The following is a 14,642-nucleotide window of genomic DNA, read 5'->3' as shown; positions in this document are numbered from 1 at the left end:
AACTATATTATGAGTTTAAGTAATCAAGTCAAAATAATTCTCATAGAAACAACAAGTTCAGGAAATATTGGGTCTACCTTAAGAGCTATGAAAAATATGGGTTTCAGTAACTTATGTTTAATAAACCCAAAAAAAATTAATTTTGAAGAAGTTAAAGCTTTATCGGCAAATGCTGCTGATTTGATTGATAAAATAAAAATTTTTAACTCACTTGATGAAGCGTTAAAAGGGTCTGAGGTAGTTGTTGCAACATCATCAAGACAAAGAAAAGTCCCATGGCCAACAGACCCTTTAAGCGATTTATCTCCAACATTAATCAGTGAAATAAAGAAAAATAAAAAAATTTCTATTTTATTTGGAAGAGAGGATAGGGGACTAACAAATGATGAATTACAAAAAAGTAATATTCACATGACTATAGAAACTGATAAAAAATATCCAGTATTAAATCTAGCTATGTCAGTACAAATTGTCTGTTATAAGCTATTTCTTGATTATCATAAACCTAAAAAAGTTAGTAAGAATGATTATTGGGATGTTCCTATTGCAAAGCATGAACATGTTACCAATCTAATAGATCATTTTTTATCTATTTCTGAAGACCTGGAAGTTTTTAACAAGGGCAATCCTAGACAGATTGAATCAAGAATAAAGAGATTATTTCGAAGGTTAGGGTTAGATGAAATGGAAGTAAATTTTTTAAGAGGATTTTTGGGTGGAATTGAAAAGAAAATTCATAAGAAAAAATAAGACTTTAAAAACTTATTTTTGCTAATATAATTACGAATGTGTCCCCATCGTCTAGAGGCCTAGGACACCGGGTTTTCATCCCGGCAACAGGGGTTCGAATCCCCTTGGGGATGCCATTTTAAAGGCATTTTTCTTTTGGACACTTTTTTGTATTTAATTTAGGATTTAGAGTTGTTAATGAGAATCATTCTCATTAGAATATTTGTAGATGAACGAATTCATAATAGTTTTTAGAGAGTGTTTAGAGGCTTCCTTAATTGTTGGAATCATATATACAATCCTTGCAAAATCTAATTTAAGAGACGCTATACAAAAATTATGGTTAGGTGTTGCAGCTTCGATTGTAGCTAGTCTGGGCGTCGCATATGTAGTTATATCTTTAAAAGATGCATTAGGCAACAATTCCTCAATGGCATTATTTGAAGCTATTTTTATGTATATCACAGCGGGCTTAATCTGGTATGTTGTCTTTTGGCTTTCTAAACATGTAAGCGATCGTAAAGTTCTAGAAGGTCAAACTATGACTGCAGTAAAAATTTCGTCATGGGGTGTCTTTTTTGTTACTTTCTTTGCTATTTTAAGAGAGGGTTTCGAAACAGTTGTATTTTTGATTTCGAGCTTTTCTATTACAGAATCATTCTCTTATGTAGGATTTATTGTTGGTGCAGCTCTAGCAATTTTGCTTGGATATTTAGTTGTTGTACAAGGTAAAAGAATTAACTTAAAAAGATTTTTTCAAGGCACAACTTTGTTATTAGTTTTTCTTGCTTCAGGCATGGTTGCATATGGCACACACGAAGTTGAATCTTATCTTGTTAAATCAAATCAATTAAATAAAGACAATATATCCAGACCATGGGATATTTTAAAACCAAAAACTCAACTAGAGGAGGGCGACTCATCCTCTTTCTACTCATATGATGAAAAGAAAAAACTATACACTCATGTGCTCCATGACAGTGGAAGCATAGGCGTTTTTCTTAAAGGTTTTTTTGGTTATAACTCAAATCCAAACTACATAGAGTTAGTTATGTGGATTATGTCATTGGTATATGGTCTAAACCTTTGGCGAAGGTTTTATTACTGATTTAAATTTTTTCTTATTAAATCTATAAGCTCATTAGCTGTTAATCCTCTTTTCAGTTTTGAATTTGTCGCTGTGTAGGCATGGAGAGATACACCTAATAAACAACTATCAATTCTTTTAGCACCTTGTGCTAAAAAGCTTCCAATTAATCCTGCCAAAATATCCCCTGATCCAGCAAAGGCTAATGAAGAATCGCCATCTTTACAGATATAAATTTTATTACCATCCGTAATAATAGTTTCGTAGCCTTTTAAAACAGTAATAACACTAAATTTATCGCTGATTTTCTGTGCATAATATTCACGTTTATTTGAAATTTCATCTACATTAATTCCTAGCAGTTTTGCTGCCTCTCCCTCATGTGGGGTAATTATTGGCAAACTACTAAACTTTTTTGATTTAACAATCTCAATACAAGCTGCATCTAGAATAAGATTAGTTTCATCATTATAAATAATTTCCAAAATTTCATTGAGTCTGGAGTAATTGGTTGTACCTGGGCCAGCAATAATAGTTATTTTCTTTTCTAAAAACTTTTTTAAATCATCAACTTTCGATAAAACCATATATTCAGGTCTTTTTTCAAGAATATTTTGAACGTTACCGCTTAGGCTAAAGATGTTTATAATTCCAGCGCCTGATTTTAAAGCTGATTCTGCTGATAACATAATTGCTCCTTCAAATCCTGGCTCACCACCAATAAGCAAAATATTTCCAAAATCATACTTATTTGCTGTAAGTGGTTTTTTTGGTATTAATTCTTTTACATCTGTATAATTAAAAAACTTATTCATGCAACTTTATTGTTATTTATAAAGTATAAGAGAGTAGGAAAAAAATATGGAATTAATACAGTTAATAACAGAATACATTGACAGCTTTTTAAGATTCTTTATTAGTGTCAACGATAGTCTAGATAGTGAATCTACTGCATCTCTAATTTCTGTACCTGCAAGCTCAGGTGGTAACTGGTTCTTAGATAATCTTACAGGGTTGTTGTTTGTTGTAATTTTATTTGGCTTGCCAATTTGGATAGTTTTAATTGTTCACTATTTTGAAACTAAAAAGGCAAAATTATTGCATGAGACTCTCCAAATTTCTTTAAAAAGTGGAAAAGAAATTGACGAAAATATTCTTAAGAACCTTCCTGGATATAGAAAAAAAGATGATTCTCCAGGACTTGGATTTGTCTCTATGGGAGTAGGTATTGGATTATTTTTCTTAGGTTGGTTTATATTTTCTCAAATACTAAATGCATTATCTGGAGTTGGAATCCTATTATTTTTTATTGGTTTAGGAACTTTTGCCTCTGTTACTTATTACAAAAAATTCAATCAAGTTGATAATGCTTAGATGCATTCAGATCTAGATATTGTTAAGAAAACTCTTTCAGATGGCAATGAATATTTTGAACCGTTAATTACACGCTATAACAATTACATTTTCTCGATAATGATGAGATTAACATCTGGTAATGTAGATTTTTCAGAAGATTTAACACAATTAAGTTTTTTACGAGCTTTAAAATACCTAAATTCTTATGATCAGAAAAAAAATTTTAAAAACTGGCTAATTTCCATTGCAGTTAATTGTTTTAAATCAGAAATAAAAAAAGAGAGTAAGTATATACTTGATGAGGTAAATGATATTGCAGTTGAGGAAAGTAATACATCAAATGATTTTTATAAAATAATAAAAAATCTTAACGTAAATGAGAGAGTTATACTGACTTTAAAATATGTATATGATCAAAAAAATGAAGAAATTGCATCAACCTTGAAATTAAATATTAATACCATTAAATCTATAACTAAGAGGGCTTTAGATAAATTAAAATGAACAAAATAAAAAAGACATTTTTGAAAGAAAAAGAGAATGATTACAAATTAAGAAATCCTAAAATATTTAGTAAATACGTGATTGTGCTTTCAAAAAATAATCCAAATATTAAATTTACTTTTATAGATATTGTTTTTTTCTTAATAGTGATTTTTTATATTTCATTAAATTATGATTCTTTAATAGCAATGATTGAAACATTTGGAATGCTTTTTTCAACGCCTATATTATTTATAAATGAATTTTTTAATCAGATTTTTACCTTTCTATTGATGCTTTTTTTCTATGGATACTTCAGAAATAAAGGATTGAATAATAAATCAGAAGATTAAGCTAATGAAAACATTTAAGTATGGATACTTCAGAAATAAAGGATTGAATAATAAATCAGAAGATTAAGCTAATGAAAACATTTAAGATATTTCTTTTATTTTTTATCATTTTAGAGATATTTTCTGCTCCTGAAGAAGGTTATGCAAAAAATAAAGATGTAAATATTTTTTATGTAGACTATGGACCTAAAGATGCCCCAGCAGTACTTTTAGTTCAAGGCTTAGGAGGACAATTAACCTTTTGGCCCAAAAGTTTAATAAATCTACTAATAGATAATGGCTTTAGACCTATTGTTTACGACAATAGAGACATAGGCTTATCGACAAGTTTTGAAAAGTTTGGGAAACCAAATTTTATTTGGAATTATGTAAAGTTCTATCTAAGACTTCCTATTAAATCGGTCTATTCATTATCAGATATGGCAGATGATGGCATGGCTGTATTAGATCACCTCGATATAGATAAATCTCATCTCATAGCTCAATCAATGGGAGGTATGATTTCACAAAGAATGGTTTCGACAAACGAAGATAAATTTATTTCCTATGTGCTCATTTCTTCAATGGCTAAAGCTCCAGATGCAAAAACTGCTCCTAAAGGCGAATTAAGATCACTAATTGAAACAAGATCTTTTAAAAATTTATCAATGGATGAAAGGGTAAACAGGTCTTTGAAAATTTATAAGATTCTGGCATCTAAAAATGATCCTTCATTTAATGAAGGTGAATTTAGAAAAGAGGCAGTTAGTAATATAAATAGAAGCCCTAATGATACAGGTTTCTCAAGACAGCTTATTGCTATCTTGGCTGATAAGGATAGATATAATGAGGTCAAAAATATCAATATTCCAACTTTAGTTATTCATGGCAAATTAGATCCACTTATACCTTTTGAAGAGGGTAAAAAGACTGCAGATCTGATTCCAAATAGCATATTTTTGCCTGTTGAAGAAATGTATCATTTAATAGATGAACCAGTTATAAAAGAAATAAGTCAATCATTAGTTGAACATCTAAAAAATAATAACTACTAATTCAACGACTCATAAGAGCCAATAATTCTTAGTTCTTCTGAAAGGTCTTCAAGGATTTCAATAAGTTTAGTAATTTTTTCATCTTCATAAAAACCTTCGAAATCTATAAAAAAAGTATGTAAATAAATATTATTTCTTGATGGTCTTGTTTCAATTCTGGTCATATTTATTTTTAAATCTGAAAAAGGTTTCAGTATTTTCATTAAAGAACCAGGCTGATCCTTTAAATTTATCATTACTGATGTTTTGTTATTTTGACCCTTTTTTTCAAGCGATTTACTTATTACCAGAAACCTTGTCCTGTTATTTTTAGTGTCCTGAATATCACTAGTATGATTAACTAAACCAAATAGACCTGCAGCATATAAATTTGCAATGCAATAAATATTTCTATCATTTTGTGCTAATTTAGCTGCTTCTGCTGTACTTGTAGTAATAATTTTTTCTGCTTCAGGATAATGTTCTCTTATCCAAGTTGAACATTGTCCAAATACTTGTGGATGAGATGCTATTTTTTTTACTTTGTTTGTTACAAGGTTTTTATTCTTTGAACAAAAATTATGTGCAACCTTGAAGATAAACTCTTTTGAGATTTTTAAATCATAGTCAATCAAACAGTTTAATGATGAATTGATAACACCTTGATATGAATTTTCAAATGGAATTACTCCGTAATAGCTATGACTTAATGCAACTTTTTCAAAAATATCCTCAATAGATGGAAGGGGAATAAATTCATTAGACTTGTCAAAAATATTTTTTGATGCCAAATCAGAATTTGTTCCTTCTGGACCCAAGTAGAAAATCTTCATTTCAGGATTGTAAGGTTTTTTAGACGTAAAAAAAACTGAGCAAGCTCAGTTTTTCTTATCGAGAACAGTGGGTGTCAAAAGTGAGATTACCTTCTGCATCCTTGAGTAAGATCTCTTTTACTCTCGGTGGTTAAGTTTACTCTATTGTCGACTGAGCTACCTTAAACTTTCACCCTTCTGGTCTCTTCCTGAGTAACTTTCTAGTTCTAGGTTCTGCAGTTCCTTTTCCTATCTAGTTATCTCTAGGTAAGTTCCAATTTATAACTACAGTGATAGTAATGCAAGAGTATTATGAAAAAAAATATATGTTTTTTTTCTTAGTTCCTGGAATGCTCAATTTTAGTGAATTTCAGAGACCAAAAAAAATTCATTTTTTTTTATTTTTTTTTTGCAATAAATAAAAGTTGTATAAAAAATAATCATGTTGATTGTTTATTGTTCAATATTTTTTTTACACATCAGATTGTTTATTATATCTAAATGAAATATGTACTAATTACTGGAGCAACTGCAGGTATTGGAAAAGAAATTGCCTATAGTTATGCTTCGCGAGGGTATAACTTATTTCTTATTGCTAGGAGAGAAAAAAGACTAATAGACATATCTAAACAAATATCAGATGAATTCAATATCAATGTAAGGCATTTAGTTTCCGACCTTAAGGATAAAAATAGCCCAAAGGAAATTTATGATTTTGCTGATAAGAATTCATTAGATATTGATACATTAGTATTGAATGCTGGATATCAGCACAATAAAAATCTTGAAGAAGTTTCAATTGAGGATGAAGAAGATTGCCTTCGTGTTTTAGGGATCTCAGTCATTATGCAAACAAAATTATTTTTATCTCATTTTCGGAAAAGAGGTGGAGGTAACATAATGGTTGTTTCATCAGTTGCGGCATTTGCACCTCCTTCGGGCGAATTTGCAGTACTATATGGCCCGGTAAAAACCTTTATGAATAGATTTGTTGATTCAATAAATTCATCTCAGGCTAAACATAATATTTTCGCATCTGCTTTATGTCCTGGTTTTACAATTACTGAGTTTCATCAACAGAGTGGTACGCAAGACAGAATGGATAAAGTGCCAGCATTTATGAAAATGTCCGCAAAGGATGTTGCTGAAGCCGGTGTTAACGGAATCCTAAATAAAAAATCTGTAGTTATACCAGGAGTCATTTACAAATTGATAGTAATTCTATTTAAATTTACACCTCTTTGGCTTGTACGGTTTCTTGGAAATAAACTTGCAGGTGGAAGATTTAAAACATGAGACTTTGGAAGTATTTTCTTATTTTTTTATTTCTATCCTCATGTACAAGTAATCAAGATCCTAAGTTTATAGCTAATAATCAACTAATAATTGATACACATATTGATACCCCCTATAGACTATATAATCAACTACAAGAAAAGGGTTCTTATGAAGATATATCGCAAATTACTTCTTTTGATTTTGATTATATAAAAGCATTGGAAGGTGGTCTAAATGTATCTTTTTTTTCAATTTATCTACCAGCTCAAACACAAGTTGACGGTTCAAGCTTTCATCTTGCTAATGAATTGATTGATATGGTAACAACAATTGTTGATAACAATTCTGAACATTTTTTTTTGCTTAATAACTCCGTTTATCTCGCCAACTTACCAGGGCAAAATCTCATAGGGATAGCTCTTGGAATGGAAAACGGAGCACCAATTGAAGGTAATTTAGAAAGAGTTAAATATTTTTTTGATAAAGGTATAAGGTATATCACATTAACTCATTCTAAAAGCAATCACATATCTGATTCTTCTTATGATGAAAATAGACAATGGGGTGGTTTAAGTGCCTTTGGAAAAAAATTAGTCAGTGAGATGAATAATATTGGAATGATCGTAGATATATCCCACGTTTCAGATGAGGCATTTATGCAAGTTTTAGATATTTCAAAAGCACCTGTTATTGCAAGCCATTCATCATTAAGATATTTCACACCTGGTTGGGAAAGAAATGTCTCTGATGAAATGTTAATAGCGCTAGCAGATAATGGTGGTGTACTGCAAATAAATTTTGGTTCAAAATTTATAAATTATGCTGAACAAAACGAAGGTGAATATAACTTCGCAACAGTAAGTCAGACTGTAGACCACTTCGATAGAGCAATAAGCCTTGTCGGCATTGATCATGTAGGAATAGGTTCAGATTTTGATGGAGTGGGTGATACATTGCCAATTGGTTTAAAAGATGCCTCTAGTTATCCAAATCTGATTGAAGAATTTTTAAAGAGAGGGTACTCTCAATCAGATATACAAAAGATTTTAGGTGGAAACACGCTAAGAGTCTGGAGAGAAGTTGAAAATTACGCAAGAAAAAACACATCCGATTAATAGATGGCACCAATCATTAGAAAAGAAAGATTTGAATATTCTTTATGATTTGCTTGCAGATGATTTTCAATTCTATTCTCCTGTAGTTTTTAAACCTAAAGACAAACATATGGGCTTTATTTATTTAATTGCCGCCTCTGAAACATTTCTACATGCAGATGATTTTCATTATGAAAAAGAAATAATTAATGAAAATAGTGCATGTCTTGAATTTAAATGCACTATGGAAGGAAGAGAAGTGAATGGAGTAGATATGTTTGAATGGAACTCAGACAATAAATTCACTGAGATGAAAGTTTTAGTAAGAACAACTGGTGCATTAGATGTGTTGCAAAAAGAAATGGAAAAAAATTTAGGCAGAGTTGAACTCTGGCGATAGATACCTTTAAAAAGTCAATTAAAAAATATAGAATTAAACACGATTATGGCTAAGAAATATGTAAATTTTCGAGTGGGCGGAGTTCCTGAAAGGAAAGATGAAGACTATACAGTCTGGACTAACGACCTGCTGTCTAAACTTATTGCAAGTAAAACTGTTGTTGACCCTTGCAGAAGTACATATGGCCATAGACTTTTAGAAAGTGAAGTTGTTTATGTCGTTATTTCTGGCCGCGGAACAATGGAAATTGTTGAATATACAAATACTGAAGAGGGTCATGGTCATGATCCTTCACATGGCATAATGCATAAAGATGAATATGCTTTAGCTGCTGGTGATGTGATTTTAGCTGAAGAAGGTGATTACGTTAAAGTAATAAATGAAAGTGATCACGATCAGCTTGTTTACCTAAGAATTTTTGATAAAGCTGGTTGGCGTGGCCGTTCGCCTGATATAGATAAAGACCCGCAATCCAAATAATATCACTATGAAAATTAAAGTTTGCGGGATTACCCGAGAAGAAGATATTGCAGAATTATTATTGGCTGGTGTAGATTTTATTGGGTTCAATTTCATTAAAAGCTCTCCTAGATACACAGATATTAATTGGGCAGTAAACATTATTAATAAATATAATATTCAAAAAAAAGCAGTCCCTCTCTGTGAAATTAGCGATTTAAAAACTATTCATCATAAATTAAAGAATCTTGATTTACCTTTTTATCAAATCTATAAGGTACATGATTCATCTAATCAAATTGAAAAATTTAATCTAAATTACTTTCTGCCTACTTCTGCAACAAAACTGAAACAAAACATAGATAACAATTTATTTATTGGTAATAAAGATAAATACTTACTCGATAATTTTGATCATGGTCTTGGTGGTTCCGGCATCAAATTTAATTGGAACGATTTAGCCAACATAAAACTTGATAATTGTATGATAGCAGGCGGTATAGAAATTAAAGATCTTAATGCTCTAAAAAAAATGGGTTGTTGGGGCGTTGATTTAAATTCAAAACTCGAAGATTCACCGGGCATAAAAAATCATGAATTATTAAAAGAATTAGGAGATTTTATTAAAAATGGATAACAGTTACTTTGGAAAATACGGAGGAACATTCATACCTGAAACCCTCTCCTTTGCATTAGAAGAATTAGAGAATTTGTATAGGGAAATTAAAGATGATAGATCCTTTAAAGAGGATCTAAAAAATATATATGCAGATTATGTAGGAAGGCCGTCTCCATTATATTTTGCTGAAACTTTAACAAATAATTTGGGTGGTCCAAAAGTTTGGTTTAAAAGAGAAGACCTTAACCATACTGGAGCACACAAAATAAATAACACAGTTGGACAAGCATTATTGGCAAAAAAATTAGGTAAACAAAGAATTATTGCTGAGACTGGCGCCGGACAGCACGGGGTTGCAACAGCAACTATTTGTGCAAAGTTAAATTTAGATTGTGTCATCTATATGGGCGAAACAGATATAGAGAGACAAGAATTAAATGTTTTTAAAATAAAAACCTTAGGTGCAGAAGTTATCCCTGTGTCATCTGGTACAGCCACATTAAAAGATGCTCTAAATGAATCTATAAGAGATTGGGTTACTAATGTTGATTCAACTCATTATATTATCGGAAGTGTAACTGGACCTCATCCATATCCAACTATAGTTCGAGACTTTAATTCAATAGCAGGTGTTGAGCTTAAAAATCAATTCATAAAAAAAATAAATAAGCTTCCGGATATGATTATTGCATGTGTTGGAGGTGGGTCAAATGCAATGGGTGTTTTTTATCCGTTTATAGAAAATAAAGAGGTACGTTTAGTTGGAGTTGAAGCTGGTGGAAAAAATAATAAAGAAATAGGCAGTGCATCAATAACGGATGGTTCTATTGGAGTATTGCATGGAGCAAAAACAAAAATACTTCAATCATCAACAGGTGAAATTAAAGAAACAACTTCTATCTCTGCTGGTTTAGATTATCCGGGAGTTGGACCAGAACATGCTTATTTAGCAGATATAAAGAGGGCTGAATATGTAAAAATTTACGACAAAGAAGCCTTAGAAGCTTTTTATAAGGTATCAAGATTAGAGGGTATTATACCTGCACTTGAAACAGCTCACTCTCTTGCTTATTTGGAAAAAATAAAAGATTTAGGAAAAACGTTAAACGTTGTAGTAAACATGTCAGGTCGTGGAGATAAAGATTTATATTCGGTGATGAACAATGATAGTTGATGTATTTAAAAACTTTCAAAAAAATAATAAGACTGGGTTTATACCATATCTAGTTGCTGGATATCCTAACAATAAAGTATTTGAAGAAGCGCTTTATCTGCTTGATGATTTAGGTTCAGATATGATTGAAATTGGAATTCCATTCTCCGATCCTATTGCTGAAGGAAAAACTATAGAATATGCCCACCATAAATCGCTAGAGAATGGCTTTAATTATGATGATCTTTTTAAGATTACCAGAAAATTTAAAGATAAATCTAATACTCCCATCATTGCAATGGGTTATACAAACTCATTTATAAATCCCTCTCCAGAAGATTTCTCTAAAAATCTTGCATTAGCAAATTTTGATGGAATATTGGTTGTTGATCTGCCTTATCAGGAAAAAGAGATCCTCGAATGCTATAAAAAAAATAATTTAGAGTTTATTCAGCTTATTGCTCCAACATCTAAAAATAAAACAATAAGTGAGTCTATTAAAAATGATCCCTCATTAATTTATTACATTACTCAAAGAGGTGTTACAGGACTTAATAATATAGATTTCAGTGAGGTAATACTAAAGTTAAAAAATATAAGAACAATTACTGATACCCCAATGATCACCGGATTTGGTATAAGAAAGCCAGAACAAGTTAGAAGATTTAAAGAATATACTGACGGTATTGTTGTCGGTAGCTTTTTAATAGAAAAATTTTTATCTTCAGATCCTCTTAGAGAAATTAGCAGTTCAATAAAGCCCCTAATTGATGAATTAAAAAATGAATAAAGAAGAGTTTGATAAATATGTCTCTGATGGATATACACAAATTCCAGTATATGAAGAATTTGTTGCTGATTTGATAAGTCCTTTATATGTATTTTCAAATTATTTTAATTTAAAAAATACATTTTTATTTGAATCTGCTAAATCTCATGAAGTTAAAGGACGCTATTCTATAATGTCTCTGCAAAGTTTAAAGAGATATAACTTTTTTAATAATGAAGTTGAAATCATTTCAAAAGAAAAAACAGAAAAAAGGAGGGTCCCTGATCCATTCAAATATCTAGACAATTTAATCAATGAATTCAATGCACCAACTATTAAGGGGCTGCCCAATTTTTTAGGTGGTTTAATTGGTTACTTTTCTTATGAATCATTTAATTTTATTGAGCCTAAATTAAATCTTCATTCTCCTGATATACCCTTTATATCAATTTGCCAATGCAATGAAATAATTGTTTTTGATAACTTCAAAGGCACCTTTTACATAATAGTAACAACAGAACAAAAAACTGATGATGGTTATCAAAGTGCTAAGCGCAGGATTAAAGAAATCAAAAGTGCGATTTATAGCCTTCAACCATCAATATCACAAAATATTAATAGAGTTGATAAAGAATTAGTAAGCACAACTAATCCCGATGAAAAAACTTTTAAATCTTACGTAAAAAACATTAAATCACTTATTAATGATGGTGAAATTATGCAAGCTGTTTTATCAAGAGAAGTATCGTTTAAAGGAAATTTTAACCCATTTACTTTATATAGAGCTTTGAGATTAATTAATCCCTCACCTTATATGTTTTATATGAACTTTGGCGATTTAAATTTAATTGGATCCTCACCTGAAATACTTGTTCAAAACTTTCAAGATAAGGTAACTATAAGACCTATAGCTGGTACGCGTAAAAGAGGAATTGATGAATCAGAAGATTTGCAAAATAAAATTGATTTAATTGGTGATGATAAAGAAAAAGCTGAGCATATGATGTTAGTTGATCTAGCAAGAAATGACGTTTCAAAAGTTTCAAATCCTTCTACTGTATCTGTTGATGAGATGATGATTGTTGAAAAGTATTCGCACGTTATGCATATGACATCAAACGTAATAGGGCAAATTAAAGAAAGTGCCACTCCAATCGATTGTCTTAAAGCAGCTCTTCCTGCAGGGACACTGAGTGGTGCACCAAAAATAAGGGCCATGGAAATAATATCTGAACTAGAAAATAGAGCTAGAGGAATTTATGGCGGTTGTGTAGGTTACATCGGATATAACAAATCTCTGGATACTGCAATAATCATAAGAACAGCACTACATAAGAAAGATGAAGTTAAAGTAGGGGTAGGGGCTGGAATTGTTTTTGACTCAGAACCACAAAATGAATGGAATGAAACAGTTGCTAAATTAAATGTTTTCTTGGAGGCATTAAAATACGAATGAAAGTCTGTTTAATTGATAATTACGATTCTTTTACTTATAACGTTGAACATTTACTAAAAACACATGATGTACATGTTGAGGTCATCAGAAATGATCAAATTTCAGTTGATGAGTTGGTTCTAAGTAATTATGATGCATTTGTTTTAGGTCCAGGTCCATCAAATCCATCTAATGCAGGAATATGCAACGATTTAATTAAATATTTTTATAAAGTAAAACCAATTTTAGGTATTTGTTTAGGACATCAATGTATAGGCTACTCATTCAATTCAAAAATTATTAGAGCAAAAAATATCATGCATGGAAAAACATCAATGATCTCTCATAATAAGCAAACCATATTTAAGGGATTAAAAGTGCCATATCATGTGATGCGTTATCATAGCCTTATTATAGATAGCTCCACTTTGCACAAAGATTTTGAAATTATTGCTTCAGTTCAGGAAAATAGTGAAGAGATAATAATGGCAATAAAACACAATAAATATAATTTGTTTGGCGTTCAGTTCCATCCAGAATCAATTTTTTCTGAGCAGGGAAATAAGATAATCGCTAACTTTTTAGAGATAGTGAATGAGCAGTAAATTTAAGACTCTTTTAGACGCACAGGCAGATAACTTCGATGAGTTAAAATTCTACTTTCATCACTTATTAAGTGGAGATTGTGATGATGATGAAATAATTGAATCATTAAATGAAATGAGTGAATACGGAATCAATCAGAAAATCCTAGAACCCTTAACATCTACACTTAAAGATAAATCAAGTCCATTAGAAATTGGAACAAACGATTATATTGATACTTGTGGAACAGGTGGTTCTGGGTTAAATATTTTTAATTGCTCCACATTAAGTGCTTTAGTTGTAGCAACCGCTGGTGGGAAGGTTTTAAAGCATGGAAATAAATCTGTAACGAGTAAATCAGGTAGTGCAGATTTTCTTCAAAGAGCAGGCATTAATTTAGATCACTCCATAGAACTTGCTAAAGAAGCATTTGAAATTTTCAATTTTGCCTTTTTGTTTGCTCCTAGCTTCCATAGTTCATTAAAACATGTGGCTAACGCTAGAAAGCAAATAAACAAAAGAACTGCCTTTAATGTAGCAGGTCCTCTGGCACACCCAGGTAACCCAAAATTTCAGATAATCGGCACATCAGACAAAAAATTAAATGAAGACATTATCAATATTTTAAAAAAAAGGAAGCTTGAAAGAGCTATGGTAGTTACAGCTGAAGATGGTGTAGATGAAATATCTATATGCAGTAAAACTTACGTCCATGAGTTAAAAAACGATGAAATTAATCAATTTGTCTTAGATCCTGAAGAATTTAATATGCAATTAGCTATTCTTAATGACATTCAAGTAAATACAATTGAGGAAGCCTATGTATATGGGCTTGATATCTTAAATGGTAAAAGAGGAAGTGGGTTTAATATGGTTGCATTAAATGCAGGTGCAGCTTTATATACGCTAGGAATCAATAATAATCTTTCAGATGGAATAAATAATGCGATTAATGTTTTACATTCAGGAAAAGCATTATTACTTCTAAATAAATACGCAAAGTTCACTAATCAATAA

18 protein-coding genes and 1 tRNA gene are annotated in these 14,642 nt (G+C 30.8%); 17 read left to right on the top strand and 2 right to left on the bottom strand.

All coding sequences use genetic code 11. The annotated features are described in order from the left end of the window. Positions 1-9: 9 nt before the first annotated feature. The 3 genes from M9B42_03040 to M9B42_03030 all read left to right on the top strand — a co-directional run bounded on the left by M9B42_03040 (position 10) and on the right by M9B42_03030 (position 1,837). Entirely contained in the window at positions 10-750 is a 741-nt protein-coding gene (locus tag M9B42_03040; protein ID URQ63766.1) for an RNA methyltransferase, read from the top strand. 40 nt (positions 751-790) lie between these two features. After that, a tRNA-Glu gene (locus tag M9B42_03035) sits at positions 791-866 on the top strand. 92 nt (positions 867-958) lie between these two features. Then, positions 959-1,837: an FTR1 family protein gene (locus tag M9B42_03030; GenBank protein URQ63765.1), complete on the top strand. Its 879-nt coding sequence runs from the start codon at positions 959-961 to the stop codon at positions 1,835-1,837. On the opposite strand, the gene M9B42_03025 is transcribed toward M9B42_03030, so the two are convergent. Continuing rightward, positions 1,831-2,631 (bottom strand): NAD(P)H-hydrate dehydratase, encoded by an 801-nt coding sequence (locus M9B42_03025; protein URQ63764.1) that lies wholly within the window; start codon positions 2,629-2,631, stop codon positions 1,831-1,833. The genes M9B42_03030 and M9B42_03025 overlap by 7 nt on opposite strands. A gap of 46 nt (positions 2,632-2,677) precedes the next feature. Between M9B42_03025 and M9B42_03020 the strand changes: the two genes are divergently transcribed. The 4 genes from M9B42_03020 to M9B42_03005 all read left to right on the top strand — a co-directional run bounded on the left by M9B42_03020 (position 2,678) and on the right by M9B42_03005 (position 5,042). Beyond that, complete coding sequence (locus tag M9B42_03020) at positions 2,678-3,190, top strand: DUF6249 domain-containing protein (GenBank protein ID URQ63763.1); 513 nt, start codon at positions 2,678-2,680, stop codon at positions 3,188-3,190. Beyond that, positions 3,191-3,676 carry a sigma-70 family RNA polymerase sigma factor gene (locus M9B42_03015; protein ID URQ63762.1) on the top strand — a complete coding sequence of 162 codons (486 nt, stop codon included), beginning with the start codon at positions 3,191-3,193 and terminating at the stop codon, positions 3,674-3,676. After that, positions 3,673-4,008, top strand: coding sequence for a hypothetical protein (locus M9B42_03010; GenBank protein ID URQ63761.1), 336 nt, complete (start codon positions 3,673-3,675; stop codon positions 4,006-4,008). The genes M9B42_03015 and M9B42_03010 overlap by 4 nt, the downstream gene beginning before the upstream one ends. 71 nt (positions 4,009-4,079) lie before the next feature. Then, positions 4,080-5,042, top strand: a complete 963-nt coding sequence (locus M9B42_03005) for an alpha/beta hydrolase (GenBank protein URQ63760.1) — start codon at positions 4,080-4,082, stop codon at positions 5,040-5,042. Here M9B42_03005 and pheA read toward each other — a convergent pair. Further along, positions 5,039-5,854, bottom strand: a complete 816-nt coding sequence (gene pheA / locus M9B42_03000) for a prephenate dehydratase (GenBank protein URQ63759.1) — start codon at positions 5,852-5,854, stop codon at positions 5,039-5,041. The genes M9B42_03005 and pheA overlap by 4 nt on opposite strands. Positions 5,855-6,334: 480 nt before the next feature. Between pheA and M9B42_02995 the strand changes: the two genes are divergently transcribed. From M9B42_02995 to trpD, 10 genes are read left to right on the top strand one after another with little or no spacing between them, the layout of a single operon-like run. After that, a complete protein-coding gene (locus tag M9B42_02995; GenBank protein URQ63758.1) occupies positions 6,335-7,129 on the top strand; it encodes an SDR family NAD(P)-dependent oxidoreductase in 795 nt (264 codons plus the stop codon). Continuing rightward, positions 7,126-8,226, top strand: a complete 1,101-nt coding sequence (locus M9B42_02990; GenBank protein URQ63757.1) for a dipeptidase — start codon at positions 7,126-7,128, stop codon at positions 8,224-8,226. Before M9B42_02995 ends, M9B42_02990 begins: the two co-directional genes overlap by 4 nt. Beyond that, a complete protein-coding gene (locus M9B42_02985; GenBank protein URQ63756.1) occupies positions 8,192-8,605 on the top strand; it encodes a nuclear transport factor 2 family protein in 414 nt (137 codons plus the stop codon). The genes M9B42_02990 and M9B42_02985 overlap by 35 nt, the downstream gene beginning before the upstream one ends. A gap of 45 nt (positions 8,606-8,650) precedes the next feature. Beyond that, entirely contained in the window at positions 8,651-9,085 is a 435-nt protein-coding gene (locus M9B42_02980) for a cupin (protein URQ63755.1), read from the top strand. Between the two features lie 7 nt (positions 9,086-9,092). Continuing rightward, complete coding sequence (locus M9B42_02975) at positions 9,093-9,701, top strand: phosphoribosylanthranilate isomerase (GenBank protein URQ63754.1); 609 nt, start codon at positions 9,093-9,095, stop codon at positions 9,699-9,701. Then, positions 9,694-10,857: a tryptophan synthase subunit beta gene (gene trpB, locus M9B42_02970; protein URQ63753.1), complete on the top strand. Its 1,164-nt coding sequence runs from the start codon at positions 9,694-9,696 to the stop codon at positions 10,855-10,857. The genes M9B42_02975 and trpB overlap by 8 nt, the downstream gene beginning before the upstream one ends. Continuing rightward, positions 10,847-11,626 (top strand): tryptophan synthase subunit alpha, encoded by a 780-nt coding sequence (gene trpA / locus M9B42_02965; protein ID URQ63752.1) that lies wholly within the window; start codon positions 10,847-10,849, stop codon positions 11,624-11,626. Before trpB ends, trpA begins: the two co-directional genes overlap by 11 nt. After that, positions 11,619-13,061 carry a chorismate-binding protein gene (locus M9B42_02960; GenBank protein URQ63751.1) on the top strand — a complete coding sequence of 481 codons (1,443 nt, stop codon included), beginning with the start codon at positions 11,619-11,621 and terminating at the stop codon, positions 13,059-13,061. The genes trpA and M9B42_02960 overlap by 8 nt, the downstream gene beginning before the upstream one ends. Beyond that, entirely contained in the window at positions 13,058-13,645 is a 588-nt protein-coding gene (locus M9B42_02955) for an aminodeoxychorismate/anthranilate synthase component II (protein ID URQ63750.1), read from the top strand. Before M9B42_02960 ends, M9B42_02955 begins: the two co-directional genes overlap by 4 nt. Beyond that, positions 13,635-14,642 carry an anthranilate phosphoribosyltransferase gene (gene trpD / locus M9B42_02950; protein ID URQ63749.1) on the top strand — a complete coding sequence of 336 codons (1,008 nt, stop codon included), beginning with the start codon at positions 13,635-13,637 and terminating at the stop codon, positions 14,640-14,642. Before M9B42_02955 ends, trpD begins: the two co-directional genes overlap by 11 nt.

The sequence above is a fragment of the SAR86 cluster bacterium genome, assembly GCA_023703535.1.
GTDB lineage: Bacteria > Pseudomonadota > Gammaproteobacteria > Magnimaribacterales > TMED112 > TMED112.
This window is presented reverse-complemented; position numbering and strand designations above follow the sequence as displayed.